The organism is Spartobacteria bacterium UBA695 (assembly GCA_002298145.1).
Lineage (GTDB): Bacteria > Verrucomicrobiota > Verrucomicrobiia > Chthoniobacterales > Chthoniobacteraceae > UBA695.
This window is the reverse complement of the sequence record DBMP01000015.1, coordinates 274,636-294,849: the sequence shown is the minus strand read 5'-3', so window position 1 is coordinate 294,849 and position 20,214 is coordinate 274,636. Positions and strand designations below refer to the sequence as shown.

At 58.4% G+C, this 20,214-nt stretch carries 13 protein-coding genes; 7 read left to right on the top strand and 6 right to left on the bottom strand.

All coding sequences use genetic code 11. The features are described 5' to 3' along the window. Positions 1-63 precede the first annotated feature (63 nt). Entirely contained in the window at positions 64-1,461 is a 1,398-nt protein-coding gene (gene creD / locus B2828_RS10195) for a cell envelope integrity protein CreD (RefSeq protein WP_479633625.1), read from the top strand. Here creD and B2828_RS10190 read toward each other — a convergent pair. From B2828_RS10190 to B2828_RS10165, 6 genes are all read right to left on the bottom strand, one after another. Further along, positions 1,450-2,118, bottom strand: a complete 669-nt coding sequence (locus tag B2828_RS10190; protein ID WP_479633624.1) for a hypothetical protein — start codon at positions 2,116-2,118, stop codon at positions 1,450-1,452. The two genes, creD and B2828_RS10190, sit on opposite strands and share 12 nt — an antisense overlap. Then, positions 2,115-5,423, bottom strand: coding sequence for a hypothetical protein (locus B2828_RS10185; protein WP_479633623.1), 3,309 nt, complete (start codon positions 5,421-5,423; stop codon positions 2,115-2,117). Before B2828_RS10185 ends, B2828_RS10190 begins: the two co-directional genes overlap by 4 nt. Positions 5,424-5,431: 8 nt before the next feature. Continuing rightward, positions 5,432-6,547 carry a PulJ/GspJ family protein gene (locus B2828_RS10180; RefSeq protein ID WP_479633622.1) on the bottom strand — a complete coding sequence of 372 codons (1,116 nt, stop codon included), beginning with the start codon at positions 6,545-6,547 and terminating at the stop codon, positions 5,432-5,434. A gap of 18 nt (positions 6,548-6,565) precedes the next feature. Next, positions 6,566-7,015, bottom strand: a complete 450-nt coding sequence (gene vccB / locus B2828_RS10175) for a Verru_Chthon cassette protein B (protein ID WP_479633621.1) — start codon at positions 7,013-7,015, stop codon at positions 6,566-6,568. Beyond that, positions 7,012-7,815 (bottom strand): prepilin-type N-terminal cleavage/methylation domain-containing protein, encoded by an 804-nt coding sequence (locus B2828_RS10170; RefSeq protein ID WP_479633619.1) that lies wholly within the window; start codon positions 7,813-7,815, stop codon positions 7,012-7,014. Before B2828_RS10170 ends, vccB begins: the two co-directional genes overlap by 4 nt. Positions 7,816-7,907: 92 nt before the next feature. Next, the gene (locus tag B2828_RS10165; RefSeq protein WP_479633618.1) at positions 7,908-8,939 is read right to left on the bottom strand and encodes a LacI family DNA-binding transcriptional regulator; all 1,032 of its coding nucleotides are present in this window, start codon (positions 8,937-8,939) and stop codon (positions 7,908-7,910) included. 135 nt (positions 8,940-9,074) lie between these two features. Here B2828_RS10165 and B2828_RS10160 point away from each other — a divergent pair, with 135 nt between their 5' ends. The 6 genes from B2828_RS10160 (at position 9,075) to B2828_RS10135 (ending at position 19,986) form a co-directional block, all read left to right on the top strand. Further along, positions 9,075-11,201 carry an alginate lyase family protein gene (locus tag B2828_RS10160; protein WP_479633617.1) on the top strand — a complete coding sequence of 709 codons (2,127 nt, stop codon included), beginning with the start codon at positions 9,075-9,077 and terminating at the stop codon, positions 11,199-11,201. A 3-nt stretch (positions 11,202-11,204) separates the two neighbouring features. Next, positions 11,205-12,578, top strand: a complete 1,374-nt coding sequence (locus tag B2828_RS10155) for an MFS transporter (protein ID WP_479633616.1) — start codon at positions 11,205-11,207, stop codon at positions 12,576-12,578. Between the two features lie 37 nt (positions 12,579-12,615). Beyond that, entirely contained in the window at positions 12,616-14,469 is a 1,854-nt protein-coding gene (locus B2828_RS10150) for a DUF5703 domain-containing protein (RefSeq protein ID WP_479633615.1), read from the top strand. A gap of 29 nt (positions 14,470-14,498) precedes the next feature. After that, positions 14,499-17,645: an alpha-mannosidase gene (locus B2828_RS10145; RefSeq protein WP_479633614.1), complete on the top strand. Its 3,147-nt coding sequence runs from the start codon at positions 14,499-14,501 to the stop codon at positions 17,643-17,645. Positions 17,646-17,656: 11 nt separating this feature from the next. Next, the gene (locus B2828_RS10140; protein ID WP_479633613.1) at positions 17,657-19,375 is read left to right on the top strand and encodes a sialate O-acetylesterase; all 1,719 of its coding nucleotides are present in this window, start codon (positions 17,657-17,659) and stop codon (positions 19,373-19,375) included. Between the two features lie 74 nt (positions 19,376-19,449). Beyond that, positions 19,450-19,986 (top strand): carbohydrate binding domain-containing protein, encoded by a 537-nt coding sequence (locus tag B2828_RS10135; protein WP_479633612.1) that lies wholly within the window; start codon positions 19,450-19,452, stop codon positions 19,984-19,986. Positions 19,987-20,214: the final 228 nt, after the last annotated feature.

Below are 20,214 nucleotides of genomic sequence, written 5' to 3'. Positions count from 1 at the left end.
GGGCTTCGGGTTGGGTTATCTTGCGGCTTGCCTTGGCTTTGCTTCCGGGGGAAACTGCCGGGCATGCCGGACCCTGGCTTTCTCCCTGTTTTGAAGCGCTTTTTAAGCCGCTTTTCGATTCTATTTAAGCTTGCTGTCATCGGGTTCTTGTTGCTCCTGATGTGTATTCCGCTCTCGATGGTCGAGTCTCAGTTGAATGACCGGTTGACCCGTCATAATGATGCGATTCGGGAGATCAACGGTACGTGGGGGACTTCGCAGGAGTTGATCGGCCCGATTCTTAAGGTGCCGTATGTGCTGCGGACAAAGGTGTCTCAGCAAAAGGAAATCGACGGCAAAATGCAGACGGTGGAGGTGGAAAAGACGAGTATCGACGATGCATTCCTGCTGCCGCGTAATCTTGAGATTGTTGGAAAGGTGGAACCCCAGAAGCTGCACCGCGGAATCTATGAGGCGGTCGTGTATCAGGCGCGTTTCGATATCTCCGGGACGTTCGATTTTTCCGGCCTCGCGGAGCTGAAGATCGACCCGAAAGATGTCCGTTGGGAGGAGGCGCAATTATGCATGCGGGTGAGCGATTTGCGCGGGGCGAGCGAGAAAATCCCTCTGCAATTTGGCAGCGGGACCTCGACGTTCCTGCCCGGTAGCGATATTCCGGGGGCTCCAAGCGGTATCCACGCGCCGGTGAAAGGGTTGGCCGCTACGAGCCAGTCTTCAGCGCCTTATCCATTTTCGTTTCCGCTTTCGCTTAACGGTAGCGAAACGCTGGCTTTTGCGCCCCTTGGCACGGAAACCAGGGTGCGACTCTCTTCGCTTTGGCCCGATCCCTCTTTTGAGGGGAAGTTCCTGCCCTCGTCGCGGGATGTGCGGCCGGGGGGCTTTACGGCGTCATGGAATCTCTCCTATTACGGCCGCAATTACCCGCAGCAATGGACGCAGAACCAGCCCATCGAGTCCCTTTCTGCCAGTACGTTTGGCGTTAAATTAAAGGCGCCGGTCGATAACTATCGTCAGACCGAGCGGACGGTTAAGTATGCGGTGCTCTTTATCCTACTGATGTTCACGGCCTATTTTTTATTCGAGGTGATAGCGAAAATCAGAATCCATCCCTTCCAATATATCCTGGTTGGCGCGGCGATTTGCGTCTTTTATCTCGGCATCCTCGCGCTATCGGAGTTCTACTCTTTCAGCAGGGCGTATGCGGTGTCTTCGTTTGCGGCCTGGGCGATGATTTCGCTGTATTCGCTCTCGGTGCTTAAGAGCGGCCGGAAGACGCTTATCATTTCGGCGATCCTCGCCATTCTCCAGGCGTCCTTTTATGTGATGACGCAAATGCAGGATTACGCGATGGTATTTGGTACAGCGATGTTGTTTGTGGCGGTCGCCTCGGTGATGTTCTTTACCCGGCGGCTGGACTGGTACAATAACGCTCCTGAGAGCGCCGATGATTTATCGCATTAAGCTGGCGGCGGTGTGGGCTCTTTCCTGCTGGTTGAGAATCGATGCTTCCTCTGGCGGCAGGGCAATGGGGGTGGTGGGCGGCGGGAGGAATTGGAAATGGGCGATGATTCCCTCGGCTTTGCTTGCGATGGGGAGCATGGAGTCGATGTCGATCCATGCTTCGGTGGTTCCAGTCCGGTAATAGAAACACTCTTTTCCCTGGATGGATGCTACGCCTTTGAAGGTTGAGGGCCCGATGTTTTCGACGAAAAGGAAGGCCGTGGTGTAAAACGGATAGGGCGGAGCGCCTGGCGTGGCGGTTGAGATCTGGGGGCCTTCGGCGGCTGTTGTCAGGATGTATCCCCGGACTTGATGGATCTGCTGTGCTGTGCCGTCCCTGAAGGTGAGGGTGATGCGTTTGGTGTCGCCGGTTTTGAGGGTGTCGATCGCTGTGGGAATCGGCTCGGGGGTGACGGTTCGGGCTCGCTTGTCTGAAATGCTTTGTGCGGGGTCTGGCTCGGCTCGCTTTAGGGTGATCAGCCAGTGCCCGTCGTGAGGAAGGGGGGCAATGTAGGGGGGCTTTGGCGCTGGTAGTTCGCGATCTTGTGCGCGGATGGGCGGGATCCCTGCAAACAGAAGGAGCGTCAGAAACGGGGTGAGGATACGGAGCGCTTTCATTCGCGGACGACTTCTAGTTGTTTATCGACGACGCGGCCGGTGTAGCGGTCGATGGCTACGTGGAGCCAATAATGGCGCTCTCCCTCAACGATGAATTGATCCAGGGAGGTTGCCGTGGGCGGGTATTTCCCAACTTGGGTGACGAGATCGATCAGCAAATTCCAGGTGCGGGTGTTGGCGCAGTCGGCCAGGGCGCGTACGACGGATTCCCGCTCTGTTTTGATGGTTGAGATGTTTCCAATGGCGGAGTCGGCCATCAGCCGGGTGACTAGTTCCGTGCGGTTTGCAAACGCGGTGTCAGAGCTGAGGGCGATGATGGCGTTGGCGACGCTGGTGGCGTTTGCGGCGGTGACGTTGCTCGCGGTGCCGCTGGCCTGGGTGGCGCCGGTGAGGAGGGCGGCGAGGACGTTTTTCTGGCGGGTATTGGGGTTCAGGCGACCGGCCAGGAGGGGCTGGCTGCCGTGGAGGGAGAACAGATCGAGTAATGCTGCGTCGGCACTGTATTTGGAAAAAAGGTCGAGGGTTTTCCACGGCATGTCGCGGAAGACGTAGCCGAGTTCGCCGATGGAGCGGAAAGGGCGGTTGAGGATGACCGGCCGCGCCGCTGGTCCTCCGTGGCTGGCATCATAGAGGGGGCTGATGGATGGGATGGCGGTGTAGGAGTAGAGGGCGTCGCCGGGTCTTGTTTGGTTATCTTTATCGGGGTAGTAGGGTTTCGCTATGTTGGTGGCGGGGGGGCCGCCATTGGGATCGGCGGGGTCGTTGACGGCCCAGAGGTCAACCCGATAGGGCTTTGGGAGGGAGTTGCCGCCGCTGAAGGGCAATATCTCGCGGATGGGGCCCTGGATGTCGGAGGCGCTGGGCGTCAGGCTTTTGCCCGCGAAGCTAGCGGAGAAGTTGTCGTTATACCCCGTGCCAAAACGGTAGGTGCGGGGGTCCGCCTTGGGGCAGGAATACCATCCGGAGGATTGGGCTGCGGTATTGAATCCGATCCAGGAGAACTGTTGATAGCCGGTGCCGGGAAGGGTGGCGGCGGCGTTGTCTTGCCCGACGAAGGTGCCATAGGTCCGGAAGGTGCCGTTCGCGTCTCGATATTGGAGGCGATAAACGAGGGAAACGTAGAGGGTTAAACTTCCGGTGCCTCGGGATACGGCTTGCGACCAGATCGACGTTCCACTGGTTACGGAATCGGCGGGAAGACTGATGGGGGTGTTGAGCACGAGCGTGGAGCTGAGGGCCGGTTCGCGGAAGTCGGTCTGCGTGGTCGTGAAGGGGCCGATGATGCCTTGGTTCAGGGCATTGGAAAAGCGGTTCATCGGGTAGGAGGTGACCCATTGCTGGGTGGTGCCGTTGTAGTACCAATAGCTCTTGGTATTATTGGAATCCGTGGCGATGACGCCGATGCGGTAGTAGTCTGAGAGGGCGGCGCTGCTTGGGATGTTGAGGGGCGATATTTGAAGCTCGGCGGGATAGGTGCCGGTGTTGGAGGCGAGGAGTTGATGGGGATTCCACAACTCGAAGGCGATGCAGGCGGCGTAGGTGGAGCTGGTTGCGGTGCTGCCGTTGCCGATGAAACGGAAGAGGAATTCGTTGAGGTAGGGGAGGTCTTCGATGCCGTAGACGCTATCGCCCGTGGAGGTTGCCGTGATGGTGGTGGGGTAATTGTCTGTGTCCCACTGATCAATGAGGTTGGCCCCGATGCGGAGGGTTTGCAAAGTGACTCGGGCATCCGGGTCCACAAAGGCCGGGGAGCTGGTGAGGGAGTAGGAGCCGTTGAGTAAATCGCCCCGGACGTTTCCTTTCCCCAGCGAGCCCTGGGCAAGGGCGGCCTGGAGCATTTCGAAGAAATCGGGTTCGCGATTTTGGGCAGCCACGCTGGCAAGCGACATGATGCCGTTCGGGTCCGGGTGTTTATATTTGGGGCTGGTGGTGGGGTAGCTCCAGTGGCGGTAGCAGCCGTTGGAGTCGCTCACCGGGTCGAGGCCGAAATACCGGGCGATGTCGTCGATATCGCTGGCGCTAAGGGTGCTGGTGCCCAACGGGATGCCCCGCATTTTTTCCAGAAGGGCCAGTTTCTCAAGCGGGAAGCGGTTTTTCACCAGCGGCTCTCCCTTGGTGGCGATGCTGCCGTCGTTGCGCGTGAATGTTCCGGATACTTTGACGTCGAAAATGTGGGGCGGGTTGTAGTCGCTGGTGTCGGCTCCGGTGCCGGAGAAGGTGGGGCCGTTGACTTCGCGCGAGAAGGTGCCGAGGTATTGCAGGGCGTTTTGGAGATTGATTTTCTCCGCCGGGGTGGAGCCGATGCTTTGCAGTAGTTTGATGAGCTGCTGGCGGTTCAGGATGGTGTGGTCGGTGTTGCCGTTGTAGCTGGAGCCGGAGACGTAGAGCGGGTTGGAGCTGCTGGAGATGGCCAGGGTCTGGTAGCGGGCTGCTCCGGCGGTGTCGAAGGTGTAGTTCGGGAAGGTTCCCGAGGGTTGGGCGGTGGCGTAGTTGCGCCAGCCCACGATCTGGTCGATCTGCGTTTGGGTGAGCAGCGGGGTGCCGGAGCCGTCGGTTAGTTGTGTGAGGTCGGCGTAGGCGAGGCCGCCTTTGGGGCCGGATTGGGTTCCGGTGGAGGAAGAGGGGTAGCCCGCCGAGTTGATGTCCAAAAGGCCCCCTTCGTCGTAGATCGCATAGGCATAGCGCCCGATGGCGTAGTTGGCGTTGGTGGCGCTGGAGAGCGTCCGGACAGAGGCTGATGCGGTGGGGCCGTTACGAGTGAGGATGACCCAGTCCGGGGCGGTGAATGCGGAGGCCGGGGTGGAGTCGCCCAAGGTGCTGCTGGAGGTGCCGCTGGTTTTGAGGGGGAGCAGGTAGTGCAGGTTCCAGCGAGGGAGGCTTACGGAGCGGCCGTTATAGGAGGTGCCCGTGGAAAGGAGGGCGGCGGCGCGGGTGCCCGCATCGGTGTGACTGCTGATGCGGAGCAGGTTGGCGAGGGGGCCCGATGCGATGGCCGCCTGACGCTGGGGCACGGCGTTGGCGCCCGCCTTGGGGATGTAGAGGACGTTGGAGCCGGTGCCGCTGGTGGTGGAGTTATTGATGATCTCTTCTTTGAGGTCATCGACGATGACGTTCAGGGCGGCGTCGGCTAGCAGCTCCACCTTGGTCCCATTGGCGCTGGCGTTGGAGGCCTGGCGCTCCGTGCTGGCCCGGGAAAAAAAGGCCACCGCAAGCCCCGCGACCAATACGGCAAAGCAGAGAACCAGCACCAGCGCGGCTCCCTGGGGGGCGCGGCCTTGGGGGCGGTTATGGATGGGGGGGAGCATGGGCGGGGCTATTGCAGGTAAAAGAAGCGTTCGTAAACGCGAATGGAAGAGGCTGCCGCGCGGCTCAAGCCGGAGTTCCGGGCGATGGCTGCGGCATCGTCGGTCTGGGGCATCCAGGTGGCTGCCTGGGGGCCCGGGGTGGCGTCGCGCATACTGGATATGGCCTTTTGGATGGCGCTGACCGTGGTGGTGGTGCGGCTCTTGGAGTCCATGAGCGCAAGGGTGACGACCACGGCCTTGACGTCCTGAAGCCCCGAGGGCGCCCACAGTGCGGTGTTTGGCGCGGCGTTGATGCAGGTGTAGGCGACGCTGGCGGAGGTGTCGTACCAACGGGAGCCCACGGAGTATCCCGCCGCGGAGTCGTTGCCGGTGCCGGGCGCGGCGGTGGCCGTCAGGTTATTGAGGGTGGCGGTATTGCTCAGTATGGGCGTGAGGCTGAAGCTTCCGTCGGTAAGCAAAAAGCAAAACTTCATCCGGAAGACTTGGTCCCCAATAACATCCCACTGCGGCGCGCTGGTGGAGGTGTTGCCGTAGGGATTGGAGGAGTTGTTATGGGCGTCGGCCAGGGCTTCGGAGAAGGCGTTTTTGATCAGCCACGGCAGATGAAGTACCGAGGTGGCGTGGCCGTCCGTGCCGGTCTGGCCCGCGCCATCAGCCCAGTGCAAGCCGCGTCCGAGCCGTTCGAGTTCCACCCGGCTGCCGCCGCTGATCCTGTCGCTGACGCGGTAGCCGACCAGGGAGGAATGGTTGAGGGAGGCGTCGCTCGTGCCGGAAACGTCTTGAGGGGCAATGTGGCCGGGGGCCTGGCAGTAAAAGTAAAAGGCGTCGTTCCCGCTTTGGCTCAGGAAATAGTAATGAAGGTCGCCGCGTCGATACATGGCGTCAAAGTCTTCCGCCATCTTGGCGAAAATCAGGCGCGCCTGGTTGTCGGAGTCGATCCGTTTGCTCGCGGTGAGGGTGGTCATGGAGGCGCTGTTGACCAGTTGGTTCACTAGTAGGACGATCAGGATCAGGATGCTGACCGACACCATGATCTCGATCAACGTAAACGCCAGTCCCTCCGCATGAACCCTACGGGAGCAGCGGCGGCTGCTGTCGGTCATTGGAGGGGATGGATGCGCCATGACGGGGTGGTGGTGGGACTAGTTCCTGGCAAGCGACACCATTACGTCGACCGAGCCGCCCATGGTGGAGGCTTCTGCCTGCGCGGGCCACGACACGGTGACCCGGTGCATCGTTGCGTTGGTGGAGGATTGCCAGATGGCTTGGACTAGCGCTTTGTAGCGGGAGCTGGTTTGAAGGCCGGTGGCGATGTGCCCTTGTTCGTCAAAATAGAACGTCTGGCTAGTGGTGTCGCCGGTGGGGATTGCATACCGGGGAGAGGCTGAAGCTGTTGATGGTGTGGAGCGAATGTCGGCGGCAATGGCCGTGATCAAATTCATCGCCCCGGTCTGCGCGGTCGAACTGCGGCTGTTGCTAAGCCCCACGGGGAGCAAGCCGAGGATTGACACCATCGAAAAGGAGGCGATGCCCAAGGCCAGCACGACCTCCACCAGCGAAAAGGCAGAGCGGTTACGATCGCGAGTTTTCATGGACGGTACATGGTGGTTTGCCCCGTAAGGCCGTTGATATCCAGGGCAATGGCGTTGGCGGTATTGGCAGGTTGATTGCCGTGGGCGGTTTGGAGGGTGATTTCAAAGGTGGTGGAGGGAAAGGTGATCGGACCGGCGTCGGAAATGGCTTCGCCCCTCGGTGAAAACTGGATTACCCCGTTGGCCACTGGCACGCCATTGGCCGATGGTACTGGCCGGACTCCAAAGGTGTATTCCGAGGTGCTCGAAAGGGGGTATTGAAAGGAGAACAACAACGGCTGCGAACTCAGGCCCACGAGGTTTTGCGCATCGATCATCCCCGCCTGGCGTTTTCCGATCACCTGGGCCGTTGCGTTAAAAAAATGGACGCCGGGGATTTTGATGAGTTTGCCGATTTGCACCAACCGAGCCGGGGGCAAGCTCTGGACCGCCGGGGGATCCTCCTGCGCCGTGGTCTTGTTATAGATGCAGCTCCCGTCCCGCGAGGCGATGACGCAGATGACGACGCGTCCCACACCGGCCTGTGCGGGAGTTTGCGAGGGGTGGGCGTTGTCTTCCTCGAAAAAGCCGATCCATGTATAGGTATTGTTGGCCATCGCATAGGTGCGCGCCAGGTCCAGAGCTCCCTGGATGGCGTAGGCCGCGCCGGTTAAGTCCTGGGCGCCCTTCATCCCTCTGGTAGCGGGAACCACCAGCGCGGTGAGGATGGCGACGAGGGCAAGCACGGCCAAAAGCTCCAATAACGAGAAGCCTCTCGCGCTATAAATCAACGCACTGGAAAGTGACCGGGGGGATTTCATTCGACGTGAAGATCAACTGCTCTCTACACAGCAGGGGGTGACGTTTGAATTAATGCGACCGAAACAAAACGGCTGCAACGAGAACGTTTGTTTCATTGGAAAATAACCCGGGGAGCGGAGGGGCCGTCCTGCCAATAACCCTCCACCATGATGCGCTTGGGCATGGTGGGGATTCCGCGTCGGTTGGTGTGGATCATGGCGACGACTTCATCAATGCCGATTTGCCCAAGGATGCGGTAATCCTGCCGGATGCCCGCATAGTGAGCCAAATCCTCCGGGGGGTTGTTCATCGCGATACCGCATTTTTTGAGTTCCTCCGGCTTGAGGGCTCGGGCGACATCGGGAACGGGTGCGAAGATGGCATCCGGTTTGTAGCGGCGGAACCATTTGCGGCATTCTTTATCGAAGTCTTTGCCTAGACATGCCAGCGGAGGAATGCGGCTGGATACCGGGGAGCGAAGCTGCTCGGTGAGGAAACCTCCTAAAAAGTTGCCATCGGTTCTCTCGTCGAACTCATGGTAGGCGGCGTAGCCAATTTTGCGATAACCCAGCGCCCGTAAGCGCCTTACCGCCGTGCGCGCGGTGCGGTATTGGGCATCGACGATGACATCGAGCTTGGGACTCGCCAGGCTGAATCCAAACGAGATGGCGGAAAAGCGGGCCCAGTCGAAGCTTCGGTAGTTGATATGCGCGTGGGCTTGATCGTGGGGGGCGAAGAGCACGCCTTGAATGTTCCTGGAGTAGAGAATCTTCGAAAGCCGGTCGAAGCTCACATCCATCTCGTTTGTGCGGAATTCTTCGAGCCGGTAGCCGAGTTCCTCACTCCGCTCCCGGGCGCCCAGAAAGACGCGGCTAATGAAGGTGTCGCCCGTAGCCGAGCGTGTTCGTCGGCTGGTGTCGATCCAGGCCAGGGTTGCCTGGTAGCGGGAGGCCTTGGCTCCCCGCCGGTAAATCATCAAAGCCGACAGCGCGGGGTCTGGATGGTAGCCGATTTCCTTGGCGATTTTTTCGATCTTCTCCCGGGTTGCCACGGGGATGTTCGGATGCTTCCGCAGCGCCATTGAAACCGTGACGTGGGTGACATGTGCAAGCGCCGCGATGTCCCGGAGGGTGGGCCGTTTCATGCGACAGATATACCGCGAGCCCGTTTCCAATGAAAGTGATTTTCCATTCGTTCCTTCTGCCGATCGCTGCGATACTAGTCACCGTTGCTTCCCCCGCCTGCTGAACTCAAGATTCGCCCGAACGCATATTTCCCCATGGTCTTCCTTTTCCATTCCCTGATCTTTCGAAAATGGGTCATCGTTGTCACCTGTTTGATCGGAGTGGCGTCTGCGCTTCAAAGCGCCCCGGCCAGCGATGTGCTGGCGTCGCTGGACCTCACGCGGCCCGAGCTGGCTGCCGTGGCGCAAGCGTTGCGCAATAACGATCAGCCAGCGGCCGTGGCGGCGTTTGCCAAGTACTTGCGCGAACGCAGGAATGTCCACTGGCGCGAGAACCCCGACGGGAGCCGAAAGGTGGGGCTTCGCTTCGATAAAGGGGCTGCCGATGACGCGGTCGCAGGCCGGGTCAACAAGGGCGCCGTTTCCCCGGTGCATGCGTTTCCCAACGGGGTGATCGACTGGAGCTATAACGCCACGGAACAGAGCCCGGAATACGCGCCCAACAACGAATGGACGTATTATTTAAACCGGATGTGGCTCTGGGTTTCGCTGGCCGGTGCCTACACCGCTACCGGTGATGAAACCTATGCCAAGGCGTTTGTGCGGCAGATGCATTCGTGGATCGATCAATGCCCGGCACCGGGTAGCGCCAGGCAATCGCCGGGGCTGACCTGGCGAACGCTCGAAGCGGGGATCCGCATGGGGCAAACCTGGCCGGATGCCTATTGGGCATTTCTCCATTCGCCGTCGATGAGCGATGACGATCTAATGGCCCTGGCGGGCTCTTTTCTCGACCACGCCCGCTATCTCCGCGCCTGCCACTCGCGGTTCAACTGGCTGGCCACGGAAATGAGCGGTTTGTACGTCGCGGGGTGCCTGTTCCCCGAGTTCCGCGAGGCCGCCGACTGGCGCAGCTTTGCCCTGGAACAGTTGGTCACCCAGGTCAAACAACAATTTTTGCCCGATGGGGCTCAGGTCGAACTATCCACAGGATATCATCAAGTCGTTCTGGATACGTTGCTAAGAATTGTGCAAATCGCGCGATGGAACGATCGGGAAGCCGACCTTCCGCCCGGCTATGTCGGGAGCCTTGAGAAAGGTTACGACTGGCTGATGGGGGTGAGCACGCCGGATTATTTCCCCATGAAGTTTAACGATTCCTGGATGGACAAGGGAACGTTCAAAAAGGCTGTGGCGTATTTCCCAAACCGGGCGGATTTCCGCTGGCTCGCCACGGATGGGCAGGAGGGCCGGGAGCCATCGCAAACGTCGTACTTCTTTAACTACTCCGGGTTTGCGGTCATGCGCTCCGGCTGGGATCGCCAAGGCAACCTCGCCGCATTCCGCGTTGGTCCGGCGGGGGGCGGCCACCAGCATCAGGATAGCCTGGATGTACTCCTCTGGGCCTACGGGCGCGAATTGTTGTTCAACAATGGTGGGGGCGCCTACGAAAAGAGCAAATGGCGGGATTGGGGCATCTCAACTTACTCTCATAACTGTGTGATCGTAGATGGCCTGGATCAGACCAGGGTCTTTAACTGGAACGACTTGATGCGCGATCCCAACATGGTGAGCCAAGGCCCCATTGATGCCTGCTGGACGAGTACCCCGGTGTTTGACTATGCAACGGGGGTTTATGATCAGGGGTACGGGCCGGAGCACCGCCGCATTGCGGTCCAGCGGCGCGAAGTGCTCTTTCTCAAGCCAGATCTCTATCTCGTAGCCGACCGCTTGGTTCCCGCCGATGCCGTGCCGCATCGCTACCAAGCCCGCTGGCAGCTTTTGACAACGAAAACGCAATTGGACCCGGCGACCCACACGCTAATTACCGTCGATCATGGGGTCGCCAATCTCGCGGTGCTTCCATTGCTTGCCGAGGGCCTGGAGGTGGCCGCGGTCTCCGCGCAGGAAACGCCAGAACTCCTCGGCTGGAACGTGCTCCGCGACTATGTAGGCAAAGGGAATATTCCCGCCACGACGTTGCTCCATACCCGCACCGGCACCGGACCGCAGACGTTGCTAACGCTCTTAATTCCTTTGCGTCCAGGCGAGGCCAACCCCGTAAAAGCGGTCAGCGTGGATGCGGTGAAGCAGATCGCGACCGTGGAGTTTAGTGATCGCCGCCGACTATCGGTTGAATATGCGGGCGAGCTGGGGTTGAAGGTGAAGGAACTCCTTCCAGACCAATCCGAGGGACGCGCCGCCATTGTTAGTGGCCAGTAAGCCATGACTGAGAACCAAGAGACCAAGCAGGCGCAGACCTCGGCCAGCCCGCGAAAATGGACCGTCGGCACGCTGACGTATACTACCGGCGGATTGATCGCGCTGTTCTGTTGGTTGCTTTGGGGCGACTTTGCCTGGTCAATGAAGGACCGTGCGGTGCCGCCCATCCTGCAAATCTTACTGAAAGCGTTTGGCGCCTCGGACCTGACCACGGGAATCTTGCTCAGCTCGATACCGGCGTTTATCGGCCTGATCTTCAGCCCCATTATCAGCTATAAATCCGACCGGCACCGCGGTCGCTGGGGAAGGCGGATTCCTTTTCTGCTCCTCATGACCCCCGTGACGGTCGTGGGGATGCTGGGGTTGGCGTTCAGCCCGCAGATTGGTGCGAGCCTGCACCGCCTGTTCGGGTCGGTTGGGGAGAACGCGTGGGTTATCGTGGCGCTCGGGCTGTCATGGGGGGCCTTTGAGTTTGGAAGCATCACGGCGACGGGGCTATTTGGCGGCCTGGTAAATGACGTCGTTCCGCGCCGGGTGATTGGGCGTTTCTACGGGCTGTTCCGGGCCCTGGGGCTGATCGCGGGCATTTTGTTCAACTACTATTTGCTCAAACACGCCCGGACGGCTTACGTCGAGATCTTTGCTGGCTTTGGCCTGCTTTACGGCGTGGGCTTCGGGCTGATGTGTCTGAGGGTAAAGGAGGGCGAGTATCCTCCGGAAGCCCCTGCTGCGGCTCGTCACGGCGCGGTAGCTGCCACTAGGGGCTATTTCAGGGACTGCTTTGGCAATGCCTACTATGTATTATTTTTTATCGCGATGGCATTGGCCGCTCTTGCCTTTGGCCCCGTCAATCTTTTCAGCATCTTTTATGCGGCGGCGGTAGGTATGGGCACGGAGGCCTATGGCAAGTGTCTGGCGTTGACGTATATTATTTCACTCGTTTTGGCCTATCCGCTCGGCGCGTTGGCCGATCGCTTTCACCCTTTGCGCATGGGCATGGTGATGATGGGCATTTACGGCGTGGTGGCGCTGTGCAGCGGAGCCTTCGCGCACACCCCGGGGCTCTATGGGGCCGCGCTCGTCGCCCATGGGGTTATTTCGGGAACGTATTTTACCGTCACGGCTTCGCTGGGGCAACGCTTGCTGCCAAGTGCCCGGTTCGCGGAACTCGCCTCTGCGGGAGGGATCATCGGGAGCCTTCTCGGCATTCTCCAAGGGCCGTCGGTGGGTTGGCTCCTGGATTATACCAGCCATAACTATAGCTATACATTTTATGCCGGTTCAGTCGTTGCGTTTGTGTCGCTGGCTCTACTGATCGCGCTCCATTCGAAGTTTATGGCTTTGGGCGGGCCTGAACACTACGTCGCGCCGGAATAGCCGATAGCGAAATCATCAAACCGTCAGGTTGATCAATATGACCCAGTATTCCGGATTGAACGTTGGTGCGGAGAATTCTTCGGAAGAACAAGCCGAAGAGGGGCTGGCTGCCGCGCGCGCCGCACGGGTTGTTTGGACCGGTGCGGGGCGATCCTCCGCGGAGAGTGTGTCGTTGGGGAATGGCGACATCGTTACGAACGTATGGCTTGAGACGAACGGAGCGGTCTGGTTATCTATTTCCAAGCGGGATGCATGGGACGCTAATGGCTGGTTGGTACGGGTTGGCGAAATTCGGATAGGGACCGAGCCTGCGTCGCTGACCGCCCGCGATACGAAATTCGAAATTCGGCCCGACGATTCCTCAGTGCGAATTTTCTCTGCTCACGAAAATTTTTCAATGCGCATTCGGGTGGATGCGAATCATCCAGCGATTGTCGTTGAATCTGAGGGAGGATCGGCATTCGACATGCATGGGGAGGTCGTTTGTGGGCGCTCTGCAAAAAGGCTATTGGGAGACGTCGAATTTCAAGGTGTTAAGGACACGGTGCTGTGGCATTACCACCCCAAGGCGTCCGTTTGCGAAGACGAATGCGAAGCGAAGGCGCTTGGGCAAGTGCGTGATCCGCTTCCTTTTCGGACCTTTGGCGGATGCCTCGGCGGGCCTGGGTTGAAGCGCGATTCCAGGCATTCCGTGGCTTCGGAAGTTCCAGCCAAAGCATCCCGGGTGTTCGTCGTTATCCACGCGGCTCAGTCCCCGGAGGTTGCCTCATGGAAAAGCGATCTGAGCGCCATGTTTCAGAAGTTGCTCGCGCTCGATGCCGCTGCGACCTGGAACGCGCATGCGGCATGGTGGCAGCGTTTCTGGAGCCGGAGCTGGATTGTGCTGAGCGGATTTCCAGAGGCCCAAAAGATTAATGATGGCTACATTTGGCAACGGCATCGGTTGGCCTCCGGGATTGCGCTAAATCCATTCGGTCCGGATCACGGCGATAACCGTTGCCGGGGTGGCGCATACCGTTTTGAGAACACGCGGCTGGCTTACTGGGCGATGCTCGGAGCCGGTGATTACGATGAGATGCTTCCGCTGCCCGAGTTTACCCCCAAAACGTGGTTTGACCACGAGGACGTATCGCCTGCGGACAGCGGCAATCCCTGTTTCCGGAATTGCTGGACTAGTAGCCTGGAGCTATCGCTGTTGATGTTGGATTACCACAAGGCGGTCGGTGAAAAACGTTTTTTGGATGACACTCTTCTGCCGATGGCGCGCGCGGTGTTCACCTTTTTCCGCAAGCTCTATACCCAGCCCGGCGGATGTTTTAGCGCTGCCTCCAGGCTGCCTGACATCGCCGGGCTTGCGTGTATGCTGGAAGGGCTGCTTTCGGTGCATAGTGCTTCCATCTCTGCGCGGGAACGCCAGAGCTGGAAAAAAATGCGCGCAGCCCTGCCCGCGCTTCCAGTGCTGGAAGATGAGCGTGGCAAACGGATCTTCGATGCCCGTATTTACAAGGACGCAGGAGGCTGTAGGCCGGATGGAATTCAGGCTGCGTGCCTGGGCTTGGAGGCGGAGGCTGCCGAGGCCTTGAAGACGATCTTTTCGAGCGGTTGCGCAGGGGAGCGGTCCGATGGCTTGCGCAGGCCGGATGGCGATTCGATTTCCGAAATGCGCCGTGGAAGCACTGGGATGATCACGTTGCAAAAAATGGTGTGCCAGAAGGTCGGTAATGAAGTCTACCTTCTCCCGACGTGGCCGCCAAAGTGGAACGTCTCTTTTAAGGTGCCGCTTTCTGGCCGTGCGACCGTTTCAGGAATGTACCGTGGCGGAATGCTCATTGAAGAATTGAGCGCTACCGACGAAGGCTGGGAAATCCGCTACCCGGCATCCGAAAGCTAAAGCCTTGTGCATAACCAATAATACCCTTCATGATTAAACATCCCAAATTGACCGAAGACCGCATCGTTAACGCCTTGGCTTACATTGATGCGCTTATTCATCCGCTCAAAGCGCCAGTCGGACTGGCCATGTGGCCCGTGGGTGGGGAACCGGTGCCGTTGCAGGCGGCGCTGGAAGCTGCGTATACGCCTTTCGCTGTCGGTGACGCGTGGGGCCCCCAGTGGGACACGGCTTGGTTCCGGGTGCGCGGGCGGGTTCCGAAGGTTTGGGCCGGGCAGGAAGTCGTGGTGCTGATGCGACTGACGGATCACCTCGGAGAGGGCGAGGGGTTCACCGCCGAGGGCTTGATTTATCGGGATGGCGAGGTTTATCGCGCGCTCAATGCGAACCGCGACGACATTGAGATAACCCGTTGCGCCGAGGGCGGTGAGTCGTTTGAGTTTTACGTCGAAGCGGCTGCGAATATCGTCGATCGTAGCGGAATCGGCGGTGGCATTATTGAAAGATCCGGCCCCCTTTTCCGGCTTGCTCAAGCGGAATTGGCCTCAGTCGACCGGGAGGCGTTCGATTACTATTACGACTATAAGGTGGCCATGGAGTTAATGCTAGCGTTGCCCGCCGATAGCCAGCGTCGCGCCGAACTTCGCTATGCGCTCAACGAATCATTGAACGCTCTCGATGTGGCGGATAGCTGCACGATCGCACCGGCCCGCGAGGCGCTTAAAGAGGTGCTTTCGAAGAAGAACGGCGACACGGTTCACCAGCTTTCGGCCGTGGGGCACGCGCATATCGACACAGCGTGGCTCTGGCCTTTGAGGGAGACCATCCGCAAATGTGCCCGGACGTTTTCCACGGCTCTGGACTACATGGAGCGCTATCCCGACTATGTTTTCGGATGTTCCCAAGCACAGCAATACGCGTGGATGAAACATTTCTATCCCGCGATCTACGAAGGCATTCGCGACCAGGTGAAGCGGGGGCAGTGGGAACCCATCGGCTCGATGTGGGTGGAGGCCGATTGCAACCTGACTTCCGGCGAATCGCTCATCCGTCAACTCATCTACGGCAAACGCTTTTTCAAAGAAGAATTCGGTTACGAGACCCGCGACGCCTGGCTGCCGGATGTCTTTGGGTATTCCGCCGCGCTGCCGCAAATCTACCGCGGATGTGGCATCGACCTATTTGTGACCCAGAAGATCTCATGGAGCCAGTTTAACAAATTCCCGCATCATACCTTTCTTTGGGAGGGCATTGATGGAACGCGGATCTTCAGTCACTTCCCTCCCGCCGATACCTATAGCGGGCGAATGAGCCCGAAGGAGCTGCTCTATAATGTTTCAAACTTCAAAGAACATGGGCATGCAAGCCGGTCGCTCTATTTGTTTGGATTTGGTGATGGCGGCGGCGGTCCGACGGTGACGATGCTGGAACAGGCCAAACGGATGCAAAATCTGGATGGCTTGCCGAAGCTGAAACTGGAAAAAGTGGCAGCATTCTCCGGCAAAGCCAAAGCCGATGTCCGCGATTTGCCCGTCTGGGTTGGCGAGCTCTATCTTGAATTTCATCGCGGCACGTACACGACCCATGCCCGGAACAAACGTGCCAATCGCCGGGGAGAGTTTCTCCTGCGCGACGCGGAGCTTTTTGATACGTTAAGTGCGGTGCTAGTGAAGGACCGGGTAGAATCCGCCGCCGATCCCGCGCGTGCCATTTATGATGTCACTGGGATCGACGCAAAAGATCCGCACCGGCATGCCCATGCATTGGAGCGGGCGTGGAAACTTCTGCTCCTTAATCAATTTCACGATATCATTCCCGGATCGTCCATTCAGTGGGTATATGAAGATAGTACCAGGGATTATCAAACAATTAAGGAACTAGGCGATTCCGTCATTCGGTCATCATTGGATGCCTTGAATGGAACGATCGACACCTCGCGATTCCAAAAGCCGGTTCAGATTTTCAATACCCTGGGGTTCGAACGGCGTGAATTGATCGAGCTGCATGGAAAGCCGTTGGTGGTTGATCTGCCCGCTTGCGGATACCGGATCGTGGACGAGGCCGAACCCGCGGCTTTTCAAACGCCCGAAACGGTGGCGCCGGTTTCCGTCCACGAGCGAGATGGAGTGGTGGTGATGGAAAATGGGCTGATTCGCCTGTGTATTACCCGCGAGGGTCTGTTACGGAGTGTTACCGATCTGGAAACAAACGGCAGAGAGGTCATCGCGCCAGGATGCGAAGGGAATCTTCTTCAACTTCATCCGGACTCCAATCATTCGCTGAACGACGCCTGGGACATCGACATTTACTATAAGGAGCAGGTGAAAAATCTGCGCATGGCGGACCGGATCGCCATCCTTGAATCCGGACCGCTGCGGGGCGTTGTCCGTGTGGAGAGAAGTTTTGGAAACTCCAAGCTGGTACAGGCGATCGTCCTGAAGGCTGGTTCGAAGCGAATTGACTTTGAGACCTCGGTGGATTGGCAGGAGCGGAATAAGCTCCTACGGGTGGCCTTCCCCGTTGATGTTCATTCCAGCCGGGCAACGTACGAAACGCAGTTCGGCCATATTGAGCGCCCGACGCATTATAACACGAGTTGGGACGTGGCCCGTTTCGAAGTGTGCGCTCACAAATGGGCCGACCTCTCCGAAACCGGGTACGGGGTGGCGCTGCTCAATGATTGCAAATACGGCTATGATATTCACGGGAATGTGATCAGCCTGAGCCTCCTGCGGTCTTCGACCAGTCCGGACCCCACGGCTGACAGGGGATCCCATCAGTTTACCTACTCGCTGCTTCCCCATCGGGGCGATTTGGCCGAAGGCCGCGTGATCGAAGAGGCTTATCAGCTCAATGTCTCGCCAATAGTAACCCCATTGCCGGTAAAATCAGGTATGCTGGCTGCTACGCAGTCGTTTTTCGAAACGGGCAGCGCGGGCGTCATGATCGAGACGATCAAGCGGAGCGAGGACGGCTCCAGCCTCATCGTTCGCCTCTACGAAGCCCGTGGAGCGCGCGGTCCCGTTTGTTTCCATACAACGCTGCCGGTGAGATCCATCAGTCGCGCCGACTTGCTTGAAAACCCGATCGAGCAGCTCGAATTGAACAATGGGCGGGTAATGCTAAATATTACACCTTTCGAGATCATCACGCTTCGGTTGGATGCCGAACTTTGAACTGTCTGGTTATGAAACATTCAGCATTCATCGCCACCGCGCTCATTTTCGCATCGAGTGGCGTGGTGAAAGCAGACGTCCGCCTCCCGCGCATCTTCGGTGATCACATGGTGCTTCAACGGGAAAGCACGCTGCCTGTTTGGGGGTGGGCGGACCCCGATGAAAAGGTCACGGTGAGCGTGGGTTCGGTGAGCGCTTCCACGATCACCGGGCCGGATGGGAAATGGAAGGTCCTGCTGGGGCGGCTTGCGGATCCCGGCACCGCTGTGGAGCTAACGGTTATTGGCAAGAACACCGTTATCTTGCATGACGTTCTTGTGGGCGACGTGTGGGTTTGTTCCGGGCAGTCCAACATGGAGTTTGGCATGACGGGCGGCATCTGGGGCGACACCAGCGCCCGGGAGGAAATTCCCAAGGCCCGTGATTCGCAACTCCGGCTTTTCGTCGTGCCAAAAATTGCGGCGCCAAAGCCCGCGCCAGATATCAGTGGCAAAGCGGAGGGACTCAAGGGCTCATGGCAAATCTGCACCCCGGAGACGCTTCCCAAGCTCTATTTTAGCGCGGTGGCTTACTATTTTGGCCGCGATCTCCGCGAGGCCACAGGCAGGCCGCTAGGGTTGATCGAGACTTGCTGGGGAGGGACCAAGGCGGAGGCGTGGACGGACCTGGATACATTAAAAAGCCGCGCGGATTTTAAGGCTTATGCCGATGCGGCGGAAAAGTTTTGCGGCGAGTTCGAACAGCGTCAGCAGAATTTCCCTCGGGAGATGGAGCAATTCAACGCCAAGCTGGCTCAATGGAACGAGGAGAACAAAGAGGCGCTTGCGGCGTCTAAAACTTCCGAAGCGCAGTGGAACGAAGAGGCAAAGAAGGCAATGGCCAACGGGAATGCCACCCTGCCGCCCAAGCCAAACCCCCTTTCCGCGCCGCGTCCGCCCGTGCCTCCGGACCAAATCCAGTGGGCCCCCACAACGCTATATAATGGAATGCTCGCCCCGATCATCCCGCTTGCGGTGAAAGGAGCCATCTGGTACCAGGGCGAATCCAATGCCGATACCCCGGAGCAAGCTCTCACATACCGGACCCTGTTTCCCTCAATGATCTCGGCGTGGCGAAACCTTTGGGGCCGGGGAGATTTGCCGTTCGTGTTTGTGCAGATCGCTAATTTCAACGCCCGGTCTCCCATTCCCGGAAGCTGGGCCAATCTTCGCGAAGCACAATTGAAGGCGCTGGGCGTAGCCAATACGGCCATGGCCGTTACGATCGATATCGGAGAAGGCGAGGATATCCATCCCAAGGATAAATGGGATGTTGGAAGGCGCGTTGCGCTCGCCGCGAGGCATCTCGCATATGGGGAGGCAGTTGCGTTTTCGGGCCCGATCTATAAAGCGATGGACGCGGATGGTCAACGAATCAGGATTCGGTTTGAGCATGCTGAAGGCGGGCTCGAAATCGGTGTTCCTCCGCCACATTTTCACCCTGGTGAGCCAAGGGTTCCCGCGACAGAGTTGCACGGATTTGCCATTGCTGGAAAGGATGGAGTCTTTGTCCCGGCGAAGGCTGTGATCGAAGGCGAGACGGTGCTGGTATCAGACGCATCGGTGCTCCAGCCCGTCGCGGTGCGGTACGCCTGGGCTGATAACCCTTCCGCTAACCTATACAACAAAGCCGGACTTCCGGCCTCGCCATTCCGGACTGATGATTTCCCGCTTCAGCAGCCAAGTCGCTAGTCTGTTTCCAATGAAACAAACATCCGAATTGCCATGTTAGTCGAGAGGCTCCATTAATGAGCTCACGCCCCCCTATGAAAACAAAATTACCACATCATCTTCTGGCAATAGCTTTATTAGTTCCCCAAGTTCTTTCGGCAGAGCAAAAGCTCGATTTGGCAAATCCAGGTTTTGAGGATGGCGAATCGTCATGGTCGATTGCGAAAAACGGAATTACCGAGATTACTTCAAATGCAGCCCACACCGGAAAGTTAGGCCTGCGGGTTGTAGATAAAGACACCAAGGACGGAGCGCACGCAACTTCAAGCGCGATCGCCGCCGCTCCCGGGAAAAAGTATCGCGTTACGTTTTGGGCAAGGAATATCGAGGGAGGAACCACCGCCGTCTATCTTTTGTTTTTGGACGCACAGCAGAAGATCATTCAGATCCCAGAACATAGCGGCGGGATTAAAACAGACGTTGCGAGTGACGCCAGCGCATGGAAACAATATTCGCTTATCGCAACCGCTCCCGCGGATACTGCTTACGTAAAAGTGTGGATTCATTCCGGCATTACGAGCCTCGTGACGACCGACGTTGACGACTTGGAGCTATACGACGTCAGTCAATAGCCTGAAGGCTATTTAATCCACGAATTGGCGCATGGCACCTGAGCCCAAGCGGTCTATTCTATAAGTTTGTTTCCAATGAAACTAACGAACTATTTGCGGCTTTGATTGATCGGTTGCATTAATGCAATCGCAGCCCCACCTATTAACCCATTAGCCCCTAAACATTATGCGAGCGAAAAGCTTCCTGCCAATTTGCTTTCTGAGTTTCCTACCCCTTGCTTCTGACGC